15 protein-coding genes are annotated in these 17,319 nt (G+C 63.4%); 12 read left to right on the top strand and 3 right to left on the bottom strand.

All coding sequences use genetic code 11. The annotated features are described in order from the left end of the window. Window positions 1-155: 155 nt before the first annotated feature. A complete protein-coding gene (locus ACOCG7_RS13515; protein ID WP_073428978.1) occupies window positions 156-923 on the bottom strand; it encodes an SDR family NAD(P)-dependent oxidoreductase in 768 nt (255 codons plus the stop codon). 240 nt (window positions 924-1,163) lie between these two features. On the opposite strand from ACOCG7_RS13515, the gene ACOCG7_RS13510 reads away from it, so the two are divergent. The 6 genes from ACOCG7_RS13510 to ACOCG7_RS13485 all read left to right on the top strand — a co-directional run bounded on the left by ACOCG7_RS13510 (window position 1,164) and on the right by ACOCG7_RS13485 (window position 9,243). Beyond that, entirely contained in the window at window positions 1,164-2,186 is a 1,023-nt protein-coding gene (locus tag ACOCG7_RS13510; protein ID WP_310118555.1) for an AraC family transcriptional regulator, read from the top strand. A 181-nt stretch (window positions 2,187-2,367) separates the two neighbouring features. Beyond that, on the top strand, window positions 2,368-3,975 hold the full coding sequence (locus ACOCG7_RS13505) for a tannase/feruloyl esterase family alpha/beta hydrolase (protein WP_073428976.1): 1,608 nt from the start codon (window positions 2,368-2,370) through the stop codon (window positions 3,973-3,975). A gap of 250 nt (window positions 3,976-4,225) precedes the next feature. Continuing rightward, window positions 4,226-5,584 carry an MFS transporter gene (locus ACOCG7_RS13500; protein WP_421375871.1) on the top strand — a complete coding sequence of 453 codons (1,359 nt, stop codon included), beginning with the start codon at window positions 4,226-4,228 and terminating at the stop codon, window positions 5,582-5,584. Between the two features lie 82 nt (window positions 5,585-5,666). Further along, a complete protein-coding gene (locus ACOCG7_RS13495; RefSeq protein WP_421377629.1) occupies window positions 5,667-6,431 on the top strand; it encodes a nitroreductase in 765 nt (254 codons plus the stop codon). Between the two features lie 14 nt (window positions 6,432-6,445). Beyond that, window positions 6,446-8,098: an AMP-binding protein gene (locus ACOCG7_RS13490; RefSeq protein WP_073428973.1), complete on the top strand. Its 1,653-nt coding sequence runs from the start codon at window positions 6,446-6,448 to the stop codon at window positions 8,096-8,098. Window positions 8,099-8,244: 146 nt separating this feature from the next. Continuing rightward, entirely contained in the window at window positions 8,245-9,243 is a 999-nt protein-coding gene (locus ACOCG7_RS13485) for an NADPH:quinone oxidoreductase family protein (RefSeq protein ID WP_421375869.1), read from the top strand. Window positions 9,244-9,339: 96 nt separating this feature from the next. Here ACOCG7_RS13485 and ACOCG7_RS13480 read toward each other — a convergent pair whose 3' ends face one another. Both ACOCG7_RS13480 and ACOCG7_RS13475 read right to left on the bottom strand, forming a co-directional pair. Beyond that, the gene (locus tag ACOCG7_RS13480) at window positions 9,340-10,128 is read right to left on the bottom strand and encodes an SDR family NAD(P)-dependent oxidoreductase (RefSeq protein ID WP_073428971.1); all 789 of its coding nucleotides are present in this window, start codon (window positions 10,126-10,128) and stop codon (window positions 9,340-9,342) included. 67 nt (window positions 10,129-10,195) lie between these two features. Then, window positions 10,196-11,290 (bottom strand): alkene reductase, encoded by a 1,095-nt coding sequence (locus ACOCG7_RS13475; protein WP_073428970.1) that lies wholly within the window; start codon window positions 11,288-11,290, stop codon window positions 10,196-10,198. Window positions 11,291-11,518: 228 nt separating this feature from the next. Here ACOCG7_RS13475 and ACOCG7_RS13470 point away from each other — a divergent pair, with 228 nt between their 5' ends. The 6 genes from ACOCG7_RS13470 (at window position 11,519) to ACOCG7_RS13445 (ending at window position 17,232) form a co-directional block, all read left to right on the top strand. Beyond that, a complete protein-coding gene (locus ACOCG7_RS13470) occupies window positions 11,519-12,100 on the top strand; it encodes a TetR/AcrR family transcriptional regulator (RefSeq protein ID WP_073428969.1) in 582 nt (193 codons plus the stop codon). Window positions 12,101-12,631: 531 nt separating this feature from the next. Next, window positions 12,632-13,663, top strand: a complete 1,032-nt coding sequence (locus ACOCG7_RS13465; RefSeq protein ID WP_310135536.1) for an ABC transporter permease — start codon at window positions 12,632-12,634, stop codon at window positions 13,661-13,663. Further along, the gene (locus ACOCG7_RS13460; RefSeq protein ID WP_310135538.1) at window positions 13,657-14,490 is read left to right on the top strand and encodes an ABC transporter ATP-binding protein; all 834 of its coding nucleotides are present in this window, start codon (window positions 13,657-13,659) and stop codon (window positions 14,488-14,490) included. Before ACOCG7_RS13465 ends, ACOCG7_RS13460 begins: the two co-directional genes overlap by 7 nt. A gap of 43 nt (window positions 14,491-14,533) precedes the next feature. Then, complete coding sequence (locus tag ACOCG7_RS13455) at window positions 14,534-15,577, top strand: ABC transporter substrate-binding protein (RefSeq protein WP_310135540.1); 1,044 nt, start codon at window positions 14,534-14,536, stop codon at window positions 15,575-15,577. Between the two features lie 161 nt (window positions 15,578-15,738). Further along, window positions 15,739-16,746, top strand: a complete 1,008-nt coding sequence (locus tag ACOCG7_RS13450) for an aliphatic sulfonate ABC transporter substrate-binding protein (protein WP_421377627.1) — start codon at window positions 15,739-15,741, stop codon at window positions 16,744-16,746. A 213-nt stretch (window positions 16,747-16,959) separates the two neighbouring features. After that, window positions 16,960-17,232: a hypothetical protein gene (locus tag ACOCG7_RS13445; protein WP_073428965.1), complete on the top strand. Its 273-nt coding sequence runs from the start codon at window positions 16,960-16,962 to the stop codon at window positions 17,230-17,232. Window positions 17,233-17,319: the final 87 nt, after the last annotated feature.

Raw genomic sequence — 17,319 nt, 5'->3', positions numbered from 1 at the left:
GCGTTGCAAGGGGTGAGGAAAGTTTGGTGGTCGATGAATCAACTGACCCAATCCGGATTCGGCGAGTCGGGCTAACTGGAGCCGACCGAAGCCAACCGAAGCCAACGGAAGCAAGGCGGCAGCAGCAATCGTCATGCGTACGCCAGAGGCTGAATTCATCTGGCCGCCATGCGAATCGCGCCGTCAAGGCGAATCACCTCGCCATTGAGGTAGGTGTTGTCGAGGATGTGCAGCACAAGGCCCGCAAACTCATCCGGCCGTCCAAGGCGCGCGGGAAAGGGGACCATCTTGCCGAGGGCGTCTTGTACCTCCGTGGGCATGCCTTTGAGCATCGGCGTCTCCATGATGCCGGGCGCGATGGTGACCACCCGAATGCCATGGCGGGCCAACTCGCGCGCGATAGGCAGCGTCATCGCCACGACGCCGCCTTTGGAGGCGGCGTAGCCCGCTTGCCCGATCTGACCATCGAAGGCCGCGACTGAAGCGGTATTGATGATGACCCCGCGCTCGCCATCGGTCTCCGGCATGTTCCCGGCCATGCAGGCCGCGGCCAGCCGCACCATGTTGAAGGCGCCGATCAGGTTGATCTGAACGGTGCGCGCGAAACTTTCTAGCGCGTGCGGGCCTTCACGTCCGAGCACTTTCTCGGCGGGTGCGACGCCTGCGCAATTGATCAGGCCATGCAGCGTGCCGAAGGTGTCGCGGAATGCGGCCAACGCACTCTCCGCGCTGGCTGCGTCGGATAGGTCGGCCCTGGCGAAGTGAGCATGGCTGCCCAGTTCCGCCGCCAGCGCTGTACCGGCGTCGTGGTTCAGGTCCACGAGCAGCACGCGGGCGCCGCCCGCCACCAGACGGCGCGCCGTGGCGGCGCCGAGCCCTGAGCCGCCGCCTGTGACGACGAAACCTTTATGTTGAATCCGCACTTCTGTCTCCCGGGAATGAGCACACGTTCGCGACGATCTACTGGCTGGTGATGCTAAGCGTCGGGCGAGAGTAAGCCCATGCCCATGGACCTCTTCATGCATGAGCCTTTCGGACATGTCGTGGGGATTCGATTGCCGCGATGCTCGTCGGCCGATGACCGGTGGCGCCCAGTCGTGGCAGGTTTCGCTGGCGCCCGGCAGCGATTAACATCAGTGCACTTCTGTGGGTGGAACCTGACCATGAATGACGCTCAAGACAAGGGCACAACGTCTATCGGCCTGGTGCGTGAAGCGATTCTGGTCGCCACGCAACGTAATCTGGATGTGCCGGCCGCACTGCAGCACGCCGGCATCGCGGCGGAATTGTTGAATGCCCCGAGAGCCCGCGTGCCCGCGTTAGCTTTTTCGCGCCTATGGGCGGCGCTGGCCGACTTGATGGACGACGAGTTTTTCGGTCTGGACAGCCATCCACTGCGCCGGGGCAGTTACGCGCTGATGTGCCACGCGGTTCTGCATGCCGAGAACCTGGAACACGCGTTGCGTCGCATGCTGAAGTTTCTGCGTGCGGTTCTCGACGACATTCATGGGGAGCTACGCTGCGAGGGCGAGCACGCGCTGATCATCCTGCATGACGACGGCCTGACGCGCCGCCTGTTTGCCTACGGTACGTGGTTCATCCTCGTGCACGGGCTTGCGTGTTGGCTGGCACGCAGACGGATTCCGCTGATCGAGATGAGGTTTCGTGCTTGTGCGCCAATCGATGACAGCGACTACCGCATGCGCTTCTGCGAGGACGTGACATTCTCCGCCGACGAAACCCTGATCCGGTTCGATCGCAGTTTCCTCGATCTCAAACTGTCCGGGACGGAAACGAGCCTGCATGCATTCCTGCAGAACGCACCGGCCAATATCCTGGTTAAATATCGCAACGAATCCAGCACGACTGCCGTGGTAAGGCGCCGTTTGCGAAACCAGGTCCCCGACGAGTGGCCCGACCTCGACGCGCTATCGCAGTTGCTGAATCTGTCCTCGGCCACGCTGCAACGCCGCCTGCTGGCCGAAGGCACGAGCTACCGGCAACTGAAAGACGAATTGCGCCGCGACATCGCCATCGAGCTGTTTTCCAGCAGTTCTCTCACGGTCGCCGAAGTCGCCGCGCGCACCGGATTTCAGGAAACCAGTGCATTTCACCGGGCTTTCAGGAAGTGGACCGGGGCCAGCCCCGGAATGTACCGCCACGGCAGGGCGGTTTCGCCCGATTAACGCGGCATGTCCAGAGACCTCATTCAAGCTGAAGTCCGCGGACATGGATCGCGAGACCAACCAGGCTGACACTGCGGTTGCAACGGTGCCAACGGTCCAGCCAACAACGACTTATTGCTGAGGATTCAGCGGTTGCCGCTGCGAAGAACGCGACATAACGAGCGTCACGCACGGAGACAACATGACTCTTATCAGCACGACTTCCACCAGTTCGGCAGGCCTGGTACATAAAGGCGCACACAGCGTTGGCCCGAGGGCTTTCGTTCGTTCCCGTCTCATTCCGGCTGCGGCTTGCCTGGTACTCGCGTCCTGTGGCGGTAACGACCTGGCAACCGGGGAGTCGGCAACGACTGCCGAAGCCGCCTGCAACGCGCTTCTGAACAAGCAGTTTGAAGGAGCCACGATCACGAAGGCCGCCCTGGTTCCCGCGGCCGGCTCCGTGCCCGAAGCCTGCGTTGTTCGCGGTGAACTGCCCAAGGAACTCGCCTTCGAAGTCCGAATGCCTACGACATGGAACAACCGTGTGCTTTTCATGGGCGGCGGCGGTTTCGACGGCATCATCTACGAGACGGCATATAGCCCCGGCGTCGCTGAGAAGGGCTACGCCACCATCGCGACGAACCACGGGCACGATGCGGCGAAACATCCCCAAGGCTCCTTCGCGCTCGACGCGCAGATGTTGGAGGACTATGCCTACGCTGCCGTGCCAAAAGTGCTCGCCTCCGCCAAGGCAATTCTGCACAAGCGCTATGGCGGTTCTCTCGACAACACCAGGTTCGTCTATGAGGGATGCTCGGGCGGCGGGCGGCAGGCTTTGATTCAGGCTCAACGCCACCCCGATCTGTTCGACGGCATCATCGCCAGAGCCCCTGCAAATGCGTACACAGGTCAATTTCTCTGGTACCAAAAGATCCTCAGGCAGCTTGCAAAGCCGGGCGCCGCCTTGAGCGTCGGCAAGGTGCGGACTATCGCCAACTTCATGCAATCCCGGTGCGACGAACTGGATGGACTGAAGGACAACATCATCAGCAGGCCGGAGGCCTGCAAGGTCGACCTGACGGCACTGAGGTGCAATGCCGCCGACTCGGACGCCTGTCTCACCGACGCGCAACTCGAGTCCGCCAGAACGTTGTACGAGCCGACAAGCGTCGCGGGCGGGCGATACACGTGGCCCGCTTTCCCCCAAGGAGGCGGGGAGACCGCTGACGACGCTTCATGGCAAGCCGTGGGCGGAACCACCTATCAGATCCTGGGTGGGGACTACATGCGGTATTTCGTTGCGCAGGATCCTTCGGTCGATCCACTGCTCGTGGAGCCCCAGGCATACGCCACGCGGCTCGACTATCTCGCGAACCTGATCGATGCGGTCAACCCCGATCTCGGCGGCTTCAGGGCTCGCAACGGAAAACTGATGCTCTTTCACGGAACGACGGACTGGCTGATCACCCTGAATAACACCACCGACTACTACAACAAGCTCGTTGTTTCGGCGGGCGGGCAATCCGCGGCGGATCAGTTCGTCGAGTACTACGTGCTTCCGGGGAATGATCATTGTGCCGCCACGCCCAACGGTGGCCGTGGACCCGACATGGTCGATCTCGTGAATCCGATGTTCGAGTGGATCGAGAAGGGAGTCAAGCCATCCAGCCGCAAGATCGTCGCCACGCGCAGCGTCGATCCCGGGAAAGGAATGGAGCGGCCGCTCTGCAGGTATCCGCGGTACCCGGCGTACAACGGGTCCGGCGATCCGAACGCAGCGTCCAGTTTTACGTGCGTATCGCCGGATTAGCAGCCAGGTCGCCGCAGGCGGTCGCAACGACGGCCATATCCATTCGTCACGGGTGAACGCCGGCAACGCGGGTGTTCGGCGACCTCATTCAGATTGAAGTTGATGGACATGGACTGCCAGCCGCGTCCATCTCACACTGATTACAGCAGGGTACCAACGGCCGATCCGAGCCGCGACAAGGCCGCTCCATCGAGGGCGCCGTTGGAGCCCGCGTGGACTTCATCCACGACATTAAACCGAAGGAGACAACATGAACCAGATAGACGTGCACTCACTCGCGGGTCAGGCCAGATTCAATGGCTTTCATACCCTTGTCCTGTTCTGGTGTGTGTTGATGCTGATACTCGACGGCTACGATCTTGCCGTCGTGGGTGCGGCGCTGCCGTCGATCATGAAGGACATGCGCATCGACGCGACCAGCGCCGGCGTCATGGCCGGCTCGACGCTTTTCGGCGTCATGCTCGGGGCCATTTTCCTTGGCACGCTGGCTGACTGTTTCGGTCGACCCATGATGATGTGCGTGTGCGTGGCCCTGTTCAGTCTTTTCACCGCGGCCGCCGGGTTGACGAGCGATCCCATCAGTTTCAGCGTCACGCGATTCATCGCCGGCCTGGGCATTGGCGGAGTCTTGCCGATCGTCACCGCGCAGATGGCGGAGTTCTCGCCTAACGCGCTGCGTACGCGCTTGGTGACGCTGGTGTTCGCGGGATATTCCATTGGCGGGATTCTGGTGGCGCTGACCGCAAAGCAGCTTATCGGCAGCTATGGCTGGCAATCCGTCTTTTTTGCCGCGGGCCTGCCTGTGCTGCTGATCCCGTTCATCATCAAAACGATGCCGCACTCGATGACCTTCCTGGTCAAAAGCGGCCGGCGCGACGAACTGCGTGCGGTGATGAAGCGGTTGGTGCCCGACTATCCGTTGAGCGGTCAGGAGCAGTTTGCAGGGTCTTCGTCGGACAAAAGCAAGGACGCTTCGGTGCGACGGCTCTTCCAGGATGGACGCGGCTTCAGTACCACGATGATCTGGGTCGCGTTCATGACGGGCCTCTTCATGGTCTACGCGCTCAGTTCGTGGTTGACCAAGCTGATGGCCATGGCGGGATATAGCCTGGGTTCGGCTTTGAATTTCGTGATCGTCTTCAACGTCGGTGCGATTGCCGGCGCGATCTTCGGCGGTTGGCTCAGCGACAAGGTCAACATCAAGCGGGTGCTGATTGCGTTTTACGTCGTCGGGGCGGTTGCGCTGTCACTGATGGGCTACACGAAGTCGACCGTGTCGTTGTTTGCCGTTGTATTCGTCGTCGGCGCATCGACGCTCGGTACGCAATTGCTGGCCTATGCTTATGCGGGCGACTTCTATCCTCATGCGATCCGCTCTACCGGTGTCGGCTTTGCTTCCGGCGTGGGCCGGGTCGGCGCCATCGTGGCTCCGGTGCTCATTGGTTGGCTCGTCTCCTTGAAGCTGCCGCTCGAACAGAATTTCATGGCAATCGGCGTGGCTGGCCTCATTGGTGCGGCGGCGGTGACGCTGATCAACCAGACACGTGCCGACTCGCATCGCTCGAACAGCGTGCCCGTTGTCGCGGTTCAGGGTAGCGCGGGGCGCTGACGTTTCCGTCCTATGCCGCTTCATGGCCGGGATGCGTGCGAACAACGCGGCTCGTATGGGCTCTACCCTCGACAAACACGACATGGCTCAGTGCAGATCAACTTTCAATGCCGGCATCGAAATGGACCGTCTATCTCCTTCTCCCTTGAGCTCGCTTGCCGACGTGAACCGGGCCGTCGATTGGGCACTCGTCACGCGGCGCAGCGTCCGTGCTTTCCTGCCCACACCGGTTTCTCGCGGGCAAATCGAGTCCATCCTCGATGTTGCCCGTTTCAGCGCGACCGGCGTGAACATCCAGCCCTGGCATGTGCATGTCGTGACAGGCGCGATGAAGTCGCGCCTGTCTGCCGCCATCAATGAGATCAATGACGATCCTGCCCGCAGTTCCGACCTGGACGAGCCCTACGATTACTACCCGCGCGAATGGATCGCACCGTATGTGGATCGCCGGCGTGCGGTCGGTTGGAACCTGTATGGCCTGCTGGGCATCGAGAAGGGCGACAAGGAGCGGATGCATGTGCAGCACGGCCGCAACTACCGCTTCTTCGATGCACCCGTCGGCCTGTTCTTCACGGTCGACCGGGTCATGCGTGAAGGCAGTCTGCTGGACACGGGCATGTTCCTGCAAAGCGTCATGATTGCGGCCCGCGCGCGAGGCCTCGACACCTGCCCGCAGGCGGCTTTCAACAAGTTCCACCGTGTCATCGCCAACGAACTGTCCATTCCCGACAACCACATGTTGGTGTGCGGAATGAGCCTGGGTTATGCAGATCACAACTGCATCGAGAACTCTCTCGTCACGGAGCGCAGTCCGGTCGGCGATTTCACTACTTTCCACCAAGAATGAATGGAGACAAAGTCATGAGTGCAACGGCCTATTCTCGGGGACTCGAGAAGAACGCGGCAAACCACGTTCCATTGACGCCACTGACCTTCCTCGATCGAACCGCCGACGTCTATCCGGATCGAACCGCGATCGTTCATGGCGGCTTCCGGCAGACGTGGGCGAGAACGCGCGAGCGTTGCTATCGCCTCGCGTCGGCGCTCGTTCAGTTGGGGATCGAACCGGGCGATACGGTGTCGATCATCGCGCCGAACACGCCGGCCATGCTCGAGGCGCACTTCGGCGTGCCTCTCTCGGGGGCTGTGCTCAATGCCATCAATTGCCGCCTCGATGCCGACGGTGTTGCATTCATTCTGCGCCACGGAGAATGCAAGCTCCTGCTGGTGGACCGCGAACTGGCTCCGCTGGTCGAGAAAGCATTGCAGTCGGTTCCCAATCCGCCGCGTGTGATCGACATCAACGATCACGAAGCGCCTGACGGCCCCGCCATCGGGGAAACTGATTATGAGTCGCTGCTGGCGAGCGGTGATCCGGCATTTGCGGGCCGCCGTCCGCTCGACGAGTGGACGCCCATCGCATTGAACTACACCTCGGGTACGACCGGCGATCCGAAGGGCGTCGTTCCGAGCCACCGCGGCACCTATCTGATGAGCCTGTTGCAGATGACGAACTGGCCGCTCCCGCGTGCGCCGATTTACCTGTGGACGCTTCCCATGTTTCACGCGAACGGCTGGTGCTTCACATGGGCGATTACTGCGGCGGCGGGAACGCACGTCTGTTTGCGCAAGGTGAATGCCGCGAATATTCTCACCGCCATCGCCGAGCACGGGGTCGATCATTTTTGTGCGGCGCCGATCGTGCTCTCAGGCATCGCGAGCATGCCTCAATCGGAACGGCAGCCGCTGCCGCGTCGGGTGCGCGTCCTTACCGCCGGCTCGCCGGCGCCGGCAGCGGTTCTGGAGGCCGTGGGCGCGATGGGATTCGACGTCGACCATGTCTTTGGAATTACCGAGATCTCCGGCACGCCCATCAGCTGTGCCTGGCACGACGAGTGGGATACGTTGTCGCCGGAGCAACAAGGGAAACTGAAAGCGCGGCAAGGGGTACGCGCGGCGGCGTTCGAGAAAATGTCGGTCGCCGATCTCGCGACGCTCGAACCGGTGCCCGCCGATAGCAAGTCATGCGGTGAGGTTCTGGTCCGCGGGAATACGGTGATGATGGGATACTTCAAGAATGCCGACGCAACGGCGAAAGCTTTCGCCGGCGGTTGGTTCCATACCGGCGATCTTGCCGTCGTTCATTCCGATGGCTATATCCAGATCACCGACCGCTCCAAGGACGTCATCATCTCGGGCGGAGAGAACATTTCGTCCGTCGAGGTGGAGGAGGTCATTTATCGCATGTCGGGCGTTCTGAACGCGGCCGTGGTCGCGCAGCCGGATGACAAATGGGGCGAGACGCCTTGTGCGTTTATCGAACTGAAGCCGGATGCCTCCCACATCACGGAGCAGGATGTCATCTTGTTCTGCAGGGAGCGACTGGCGCATTTCAAATGCCCGCGTCGCGTGATTTTCGGGGAATTGCCCAAGACCGCTACCGGGAAGATCCAGAAGTTTCGTCTGCGCGAGCAAGCGGGCAGCCGGGTAGCGATCACGAGGCTGGCGGGATGAAGCTGTGGGTCCGCTGAGCGCGCCATGCGCTGTAAAGTGCGACTACGGTCGGTCGAGTGCGGCCGTATTCGCGCGTATCGGTGCGGCGTATTGGTGCGGCGTATTGGTGCGCGCGCTGGTCATGATGTTCGAGAGGGAGGTAAAGCGTGCAAAGCTTCTCAGGAACAGCGTTCGATCTCGGCTCCTATGCGTTGGTCGATGAGCCGTTGCCAGAGCCCGAACACGGCCAACTGCGGATTCGCATCGAAGCAACGGCTCTTGGTTTCGTCGACGGGCTGATGATGCAAGGCCGCTATCAGATCAAGCCGCGCTTGCCTTACGTGCCGGGCGGAGAAATTGCCGGCGTGGTCGACGCCGTCGGTTCGGGCGTGACGGGGCAACTTGTCGGTGATCGCGTCGTCACGTGGCAGCTTGGCGGAGGCCTGGCGGAATACGTGGTGGTCGACGCCGCCGACGTGGACGTTGTCCCCGGCGAGCTGCCGATGCCCGTTGCCGCAGCCATGCTGGTGGACTATCAGACGGCACACTATGCGTTGTTCGATCAGGGACGGTTGACGGCCGCCGATACGTTGCTCGTGCTTGGCGCGGGTGGTGCGGTGTCGTCCGCCGCGATTCAGCTTGCCGTGCATGCCGGGGCGCGCGTGATCGCGGCGGCGTCGAGCGAGTTCAAGCGTCAAGCCGCATGCGAGCTGGGTGCAGTGGCTGCGATCGACTACAGCCTTCCGGATTGGCGGGAGGCGCTCAAGCGAGTCGCGCCGGAAGGCGTCGATGTCGTGCTCGACCCGGTCGGCGCAAACATGCTGGAGCCGGCGTTCCGCTCCCTGGCCAAAGGCGGCCGCTATCTCGTGATCGGGTTTGCGGGTGGCGCCATTCCGTCGCTTCCGGTCAATCTGGCGCTTCTCAAGAACGCGACCTTGCATGGCGTCGATATACGGTACTTCCTGGCCAACCGGCCGGAACAGGCGCGGCGTGTACGCACCGCGCTGTTCTCGATGGTTGCCCGCAGCCACCTTCGGCCGCCTGCGACCATCACTTTCGATCTCGCAAATGCAAGAGACGCTGTGCTGGCAACATTCGACCGCGGCAGGCGCGGGAAAATCGTCGTGCTTCCCGGCGCGGCCGTCGGTGCGAGCGACGCTGGCTGACGCATGCCGCTCGATGCCGGGGGTTTGTTCACCGAGCGCCAGTGACCTGAACCGAACGGGGGCCGGGATGATTCATCGCCCTATCGGCGGACAGCATCAGTGAGTTGCCCGATAACGCTCCGCAGCCTCTCCCTGCCGGATGTCGGAGAGCAAAACCTGGCGTGCGGAGTCGAGCGCGTCCCAACGCTCGGCGACGTGAAGCGGCGGTATCGTGACTAATTCGCGGCGGTCGAAGCCGACCAACGCCGCGTCGACCAGTTCACCCACTTCCATGACTTCGGGCAGCGTGTTGATGTCGATGCCGGCGCGCTCCCATATCTCGGTGCGCGTGGCCGCCGGCAACACGGCTTGAACATAAACGCCCTTGGGCGCCAGTTCCAGGCTCATGCCCTGCGACAGGAACAGCACGTACGCCTTGGTCGCGCCGTAGACCGACATGCCGAACTCCGGCGCGAGACCGACCACCGAGCCGATGTTGACGATCGCGCCTTCGCCGGCCTGCGCGAGGCGCGGGGCGATGGCGGCCGCAAGCCGCGTCAGGGCGGTGATATTGAGCGTCACCAGACGGTCGATGGCGTCGGCGGTCTGCTCGACGAAGCCGCCTGATTGAGCGAGGCCGGCATTGTTGATCAGGATGCGGATACCGGCGTCTTCGCGCAGACGGGATTCGACCGCAGCCAGATCGGACGGCTGCGTCAGGTCGGCCCGGAGCACCTCGACGTCGATTTTCGTTTCGTCGCGCAGGCGGGCAGCCAGTGCATCCAGCCGCGCCTTGTCGCGCGCGACGAGAACGAGAGGATGGCCGCGGCGCGCGAGGCGCTCGGCATAGATCGCGCCGATGCCGGAGGAGGCGCCGGTAATGAGGACAGTGGGGAGGGTGTTCATCTTGTCGGTTCCGTGGGTTGGGTGTGGACCGTCGCCGCCCAGCAATCGGGGCGGCCGTGCCGGTTGATTAACTAGTGCTGGCTTCGGCCAGCGTGGGGTAGTCGATATAGCCTTCGGCGCCGCCGCCGTAGAGTGTGGCCGGGTTCAACGTCGCCAGCGGCGCGCCGGCTTTCAGGCGCCCCACCAGATCCGGATTACCGATGAACGGGCGGCCAAAGGCGAACAGATCGGCCTTGCCGTCATTGAGGCTGGCGGTGGCGAGGCCGAGGTCGTAGCCGTTGTTGGCGAGATAAGTCTGCTTGAAGCGGCTGCGCAGTGCGGCGTAGTCGAACGGCGCCACGTCGCGTGGGCCGCCGGTGGCCCCCTCGACGACATGCAGGTAGACGACGCCGAGCGCGCTGAGCTGCTCGACGATGTAGTCGTACTGTGGCTGCGGGTCACTGCAGGCGATGCCGTTGGCTGGCGACACCGGCGAGATGCGCACGCCCGTGCGGTCGGCACCGATTTGCTGAACGACCGCGGCAGTGACTTCCAATAGAAGGCGCGCACGGTTCTCGATGGAACCGCCGTATGCGTCGGTGCGGTGATTCGCCCCGTCCTTGATGAACTGCTCCAGCAGATAGCCGTTGGCGCCGTGGATCTCGACGCCGTCGAAGCCCGCCTCGATCGCGTTGGCCGCAGCCTGGCGAAAGTCGTTCACGATGCCTGGCAGTTCGTCCAGTTGCAGCGCCCGCGGCTCGGAAACATCGGCAAAGCCGTTATTGACGAAGGTCTTGGTCTCGGCGCGGATGGCCGAGGGCGCGACCGGCGCGGCGCCATCCGGCTGCAGATCGACGTGCGAGATACGGCCGACATGCCACAACTGCACGAAGATGCGGCCGCCCTGGGCGTGGACCGCATCGGTGACCTTGCGCCAGCCGTCGATCTGATGCTGGGTGTACAGGCCTGGGGTGTCCTGATAGCCCTGGGCCTGAGCGGAGACTTGGGTGGCCTCGGTGATGATCAGGCCCGCCGAGGCGCGCTGGGCATAGTAGGTGGCGGTCAGATCGGTGGGCACCAGCCCCTGGCCCGCACGATTGCGCGTCAACGGGGCCATGACGATACGGTTGGACAGCGTCAGCGCACCGAGAGTGCAGGAATCGAAGAGCGACTTGTGGGTCATGTCGTGCCTATAGCGTGGATGTCTGGAGAACCCGGGGCGCGGGATGCGCGCACATGTGAGCGCCGGAGTCGTTCTTCCGGCGCCGATCAACAAATGCATCGCCATTCCGATGCGATTCGCTTAATGATGATGCTCGTAATCAAAAATGTCAACGTCTTTGATGATGAGCGACATCAATGTATAGTGAGGACTTTAGCGTGGCGTTAGCCGAAGAGAGAGGCCCTGGACATGAAGGTCACTAAAGCGCAGGCGCAGGCGAACCGGGCGCACATCGTCGAGACCGCTTCGACGCTGTTTCGTGAGCGGGGCTACGACGGGGTGGGCGTGGCGGATTTGATGGCGGCCGCCGGCTTCACCCACGGCGGCTTCTATAAGCACTTCGGCTCCAAGGCCGACCTGATGGCGGAGGCCGCGGCCTGTGGTTTTTCGCAGTCGGCGGCCAAAACCGCGGGCGCCGACATTGCCGCGTTCATCAAGCAGTATTTGTCGCGAGAGCACCGTGACGATGCTGGCACCGGCTGCACGATGGCGGCGTTATCCGCGGACGCCGCGCGTCAGCCGAAGCAGGTCAAGCAAGCCTTTGCCGATGGTATTGAACGGCTGCTGGCGAGTTTTGAAAACGAACATGGCGCCAGGAAGGTGGCGGCTCGGCGAGAAGCGCGAGCGAGAGCAATCGACGCGATTGCGCAGGTCGTGGGCGCGGTCATGCTCTCACGAGCCTGTCCCGATGACTCGCCTCTGGCGGACGAAATTCTCGATGCCTGTCAGTCAGCAGCGCTTTCGCGCCTGTGCGCGCCGAAGAAACCCTAGCGCGCGGTCGCAAGTCGGCAGCCGTGGTCGCTCAGCCGCGCTCCGTTAGAACGGCCTGCAGGTGTGCGGTAAAGCGGAAACCCCGCTTCGAGCGGCTACTTGCGTCGTAGAAATGGGTTGTAGGTAATCAGCTTCAGGCCGTCGATCTCCGCCCGAGTTGCACGCGCCAACATGCCTTGAATCCTGGACTACATGTCGGCGTGCATGGCCGGTTGCTGGAAATCCAGGCGGGCAATCGCAAACGCACGTCGCGTAATAACGGCTGCGCGTGCCGACCGAAGCACTCAACGAGACGTATGCCGCCGGCTCACAGGCCGTCGGCTCTCACGTTAAGTTCGCCGGTGCTCGAATCCAACCAATCATTGCACATAAGAAAATCAGCGGACGTTCGATTTCTGCTGCTCGCGCAGCGCGAAAAACGCGCAAGCGCGATTGCCGATTTGCATAGTCGAATTCGTCGTTTTGCACACAGGAACGGCGTGGCTACCATGCAAGGCTTCAGCCAAACCGGCAAGGAGGCCGCAGCCTTTTATGTCCACCCAGTTCGATTCGATCGCGGCGCGAGGCGAGGCCGGCGATACGGCTTCACGCGACGTCATCCGCGCCACCCTGATAGCTGGGCTCGCCGCGTTAGCCTGGTTGACCAGCGCGGCGCTGACCGAGTGGTGGCCGAGTCTCGACGACTGGCCGTACACGAACGAATTCATCGCGCTCAAACTGCTGCTCGCGGCATTCGCGGCGGCAACCGCGATCGCGGGATGGCGCGGTCCTTCCGCAACGTCGGCCACGCCCGCGCGCATCGGCGCATGGCTTCGCGCGATGCCGTGGCTGCTCGCGCTGGCGCTCGGCGTGAGCGCATGGGAAGCCGTCACGGCGCAACTCGAATGGCTGCCGCGGCCGTTCTTCGCGCCGCCGCAAGCGCTGATCGGCGTGTATGCCGAGGACTATCCGCGGCTCGGCACGAGCGTGGTGCATTCGTTCGGTTTGCTCGCCTACGGCTACGTGCTCGGCGCGGCCGCGGGCTTCGTGACGGGCGTGAGCATCGGCTGGTCGCAGGCGGTGAGTTACTGGGTGCATCCGGTGCTGCGTCTGATCGGTCCGTTGCCGGCCACCGCATGGCTGCCGCTGGCGTTCTTCTTCTTTCCGTCGAGCTTTAGCGCGAGCGTGTTCCTGATCGCGCTGGCGACCGCGTTCCCGGTCGCGGTGCTGACCTGGTCGGGCGTGGCCGGGGTGAATCCGGCTTATTACGACATCGCGCGCACGCTCGGCGCGAGACCCGCTTTTCTGATTCTGCGCGTGGCGATTCCGGCCGCGTTGCCATCGGTGTTCGTCGGTCTGTTCATGGGGCTGGGCGCGTCGTTCTCGGTGCTCATCGTCGCGGAAATGATGGGCGTGAAAGCCGGGCTCGGCTGGTATTTGCAGTGGGCTCAGGGCTGGGCCGCGTATTCGAATATGTATGCCGCGCTACTGGTGATGGCGCTGATGTGTTCCGGCCTGATCACGTTGCTGTTCCGTCTGCGTGACCGCTTGCTGGCCTGGCAAAAAGGATTGCTCAAATGGTAGCCGTAGCCGAAACATTGAATCGGTCCGCCGCTGTCGCGGCCCCGCTCTCCGGCGGCGCGCGCATCGACGTGCGCCACGTCAGTCATCAATTCGCGTTGCGCGGCGCGGCGTTGCCGGTGCTGCACGACGTCAGCTTCACCGTGGAGCCGGGCGAGTTCGTCGCGCTGCTCGGCCCGAGCGGCTGCGGCAAGTCCACCTTGCTGCGGCTCGTGGCCGGACTCGATACGCCGACCCAGGGCAGCGTGCAGGCCGACGGCGCGGCGATCACGGGACCCGATCCGTCGCGTGTGGTGGCGTTCCAGGACCCCACGTTGTACCCGTGGCGCACGGTACGCGGCAACGTGGGGATCGGTCCGCAGGCACAACGCGCACGCTTTGCATGGCGCGGCGGCGCGCAGGAAGAACAGGCGCAACGGCGCATCGACGCCGCGCTCGAACTGGTCGGTCTCAGCGATTTCGCCGAGGCGTTTCCGCATCAACTGTCGGGCGGCATGGCGCAGCGGGTCGCGCTGGCGCGCGCGCTCGTCAACGATCCGGCGCTGCTGGTGCTGGACGAGCCGTTCGGCAAGCTCGACTCTCTCACGCGCATCCGCATGCAAGGTGAACTGGCGCGGCTCTGGCAGGACGCTCGTTTTTCCGTGCTGCTGGTGACGCACGACGTGGAAGAAGCGCTGCTGCTCGCCGCTCGCGTGATCGTCTTCAGCGAGCGGCCGGCGCGTGTGATTGCCGAAGTGCGCAACGACGCGCCGTATCCGCGCCACCGCGACGATCCGAAACTGGTGGCGCTGCGCCGCGAGGTGCTCGCGCAACTCGGGCTCGACACCTGAACGGCTACCACAATCGATAAACGACCAGAGGAACAACCCGACCATGAACCACCCCTACGATCGATCTCCGCTCAGTCCGGCTCGCCGCGCATGGTTGCGCACGACGGCCTGGCGCGCGGGCGCGGCGGCGCTCGGCGGCGCGTCGCTGAGCCTGTCGAACCCGCTTGCGCTGGCGCAAACGCCGCGGGCTCCGCTCAAGCCGCTCAAGCTCTCCTGGAATGCCGGCGCGATCTGCACCGCGCCGGTGGCCGTCGCGGTGAAGCAGGGCTTTTTCGAGCGGCACGGCTTGCAGGTCGAACTCGTGAACTTCTCGGGTTCCACCGACCAGTTGCTCGAGGCAATCGCGACGGGCAAGTCCGACGCGGGCGTCGGCATGGCGCTGCGCTGGATCAAGCCGCTGGAGCAGGGCTTCGACGTGAAACTCACGGCCGGGATTCATGGCGGCTGCATGCGTTTGCTGGCGACGCGCGCGTCGGGCATCGTGGATCTCGCGGGCTTGAAGGGCCGCACGATCGGCGTCAGCGACATGGCGAGCCCGACCAAGAACTTCTTCGCGATCGTGTTGAAGAAGCTCGGCGTCGATCCCGAGCGCGACGTGAACTGGCGTCAGTATCCGGCGAATCTGCTGGGCGAGGCGCTGAAGAAAGGCGAAGTACAGGCCATCGCGGACGGCGATCCGACCATCTGGACGATCCGCGAATCCGATCATCTGCATGAGGTGTCGAACAATCTGTGCGGCGAATATCAGACGCGCTCGTGCTGCGTGCTCGGCGTGCGCGGTTCGCTGGTGCGCAAGGATCGCGCCACCGCGCAGTCGTTGACGCAGGCGTTGCTCGAAGCCACCGAGTGGACCGCCAATCATCCGGACGACGCAGCCGCGATCTTTTCGGCCTACACGCCGTCCGCCGATGTCGGGCAATTGGCTGCGATGTTGAAGAGCCACACCGATCGCCATCATCCGGTAGGCGATGCGTTCAAGAAGGAAATCTCGCTCTATGCCGACGATCTGAAGGCGGTCGGCGTGCTCAACAGCGGAACGGATTCGAATCATCTGGCGGAGCGGGTGTTCTCGAACGTGCTGGCGTAGCGTCGCGTTTCGAGCGGCATGTTTCATATGCCGCTGTTTGACGTTATGCGTTCCCCTGCTAAGCATAGTTGAAACGCTCGCTTATCCGCGCGGCCCGGCATTGCTACGATCGCAGCTTCATCGTACCCATCAGAGCGGAATTTCGAGCCGTGACATTTTCCATCTTTCGATTGCTCGCGCGAGCGGCGCTGATTTCGCTGCTCGTCGTGGGCGCCGCCCATGCGCAAACCGCCGGCACTGCCGCAACGCCGGTCAAGCTGCGGATCGGCTATCAGAAGTCTTCGACGCTCATCACCATCCTCAAGGCGCGCGGCTCGCTGGAGCAGGCGCTCGCGCCGCTGGGCGTGAGCATTAGCTGGAACGAGTTCGCGAGCGGCTTGCCGCTGACCGAGGCGCTCAACGCGGACGCGGTCGACTTCAGCGCCGACGTGGCCGATACGGTCCCGGTGTTCGCTCAGGCCGCTCATGCAAGCTTCGTGTACGTCGCGCAGGAAGCGCCGTCGCCCGGCGCGCAGGCCATCATCGTGAAGCGTGACGGGCCGCTGCATACGCTTGCCGATCTCAAGGGCCGGCGCATCGCGGTGACCAAGGCCGCGGGCAGCCACTACCTGCTGCTCGCCGCGCTCGCCAAGGCGGGTCTCGCACCCGCTGACGCGCGCATCAGCTATCTGACGCCCGCCGACGGACGCGCCGCGTTCGAGCGCGGCAGCGTGGAAGCGTGGGTCACCTGGGACCCGTATGTCGCGGCGGTCGATAAAACGCCGGACGTGCGCATTCTCGCAAACGGCGGCGGGCTCGCGTCGTATCAGCGGTACTACCTCGCGTCCAGCAGCTTTGCCGCGGCACACCCCGAGGTGATCAGCACCGTGTTCGCGCAGTTGTCGTCGGCGGGAGCCTGGGTTCGCAGCCATCCCGAGGATGCGGCGAAGCTGCTCGCGCCCATCTGGGGCCTGGACGCGGCGACGATCGAGCGTGCGAATGGACGCCGCAGTTATGCGGTGCGTGCGGTGGACACGCGGAATTTCGGTGAGCAGCAAAAGATCGCCGACACCTTTTATCGAGCGGGGCTCTTGCCGGCACCGGTCGAGACGGCCACGGCGCTGCGCTGGAACTTCACCACCAAGCGGGCCGAAGCGGCGGGCGCCGCGGTCACCGCTTCCGGCGGATAGAACGGCGAGGGAACATGGCGCACGCGATGCGCTGAGGCGCATCGCACGCCGAGCGATGGAGCGATGGAGCGGTGGAGTGTGCCGCGTCGTCAAGCATCCGGCGCGATTAGCGTTCGACAGGTTCTCCGAATAACAATCCACAAAAGCTTGTTTGCGCTCGCGTTTCCGGCTGGCTAGATTCGTTCGCATGGCAATGAATCGACGGAGGCCGCCGTGACCGCACTTTCAGCGACGCTTATCTGGGGCGCGCTTCGACATCCTGTGCGAAGCCTCGCGAAGCACTGGCCGAAGCGAGCGGCCTATACGGTTGCCAAGTCTGAATCATCTTCCGACGTGACAGCCGCGGCCTATCGTTGCCAATTGCCCGAGCGGCCCGAGCGGCCCGAGCGCCTCGAACGCATCGCCGCTTACGCACGCTGCGGCTATTTCCATATGGCGTACATGCCGGGCCTGTTTGTCGTGCCGCTCGAGATTCCGCCGGAGTGACGTGCCATCGGCGGCGGCAGCGTTCGAGCATTTTTCCTTGCTGACGTAACTTTTAGTAAGTTGGGCGGTACTTACGCACGCGACAAC

The sequence above is a fragment of the Paraburkholderia sp. DD10 genome (assembly GCF_049177125.1).
GTDB lineage: Bacteria > Pseudomonadota > Gammaproteobacteria > Burkholderiales > Burkholderiaceae > Paraburkholderia > Paraburkholderia terricola.
The sequence above is the reverse complement of the archived record's forward strand: the minus strand, read 5'-3'. Positions and strand labels throughout refer to the sequence as shown.